The organism is Xenorhabdus santafensis, assembly GCF_033949405.1.
In the GTDB taxonomy this organism is placed as follows: domain Bacteria; phylum Pseudomonadota; class Gammaproteobacteria; order Enterobacterales; family Enterobacteriaceae; genus Xenorhabdus; species Xenorhabdus santafensis.
Window position 1 is genome coordinate 1 of sequence record NZ_VCDN01000239.1, and the last position, 514, is coordinate 514.

The following is a 514-nucleotide window of genomic DNA, read 5'->3' on the forward strand; positions in this document are numbered from 1 at the left end:
ATGCAGGGATAACTGCTCACTTCCCTTGGCATCCTCAAACAGCAACTCGTTGTAGCCCTGTCCCTTGTGGGTCTTGGAGCGGAACGCCATTTGGGTTTTGCTGCCCGGCAGGGAGCCCGGTGGGATGTTGCTGGCATGGTAGGTGCGCCCGATGACTATCGGTTGGTCGGGGTCGCCGTGCAGGAAGTCCACCACCACTTCTTGCCCGATACGCGGAATGGCGAGCATGCCCCAGCCCTGTCCCGCCCACGGTTGGCTGACGCGTATCCAGCAGGAGCTGTGGTCGTCACTTTTGCCGTAACGGTCCCACGGGAACTGGAGGCGGACGCGGCCGTATTGGTCACAGAAAATTTCCTCTCCCTTCGGGCCGACCACCTTGGCAATTTGCGGGCCGTCAATCACGGGTTTGTGCAATGGTGCGGGTCGCCAGTTCTGGTTCTGGCGGATAAAGCTGAAATGGCTGTGCAGCGTGGTACCGGAGCCAGAAGTGGCCGTTTCCAGCGCTTGCGGCTGA

The 514-nt window shown here is 60.7% G+C and carries 1 protein-coding gene; it reads right to left on the reverse strand.

The features are described from left to right. On the reverse strand, window positions 1–514 hold a 514-nt coding region (gene tssI / locus FE392_RS20050), incomplete at both ends, for a type VI secretion system tip protein TssI/VgrG (protein WP_319931885.1).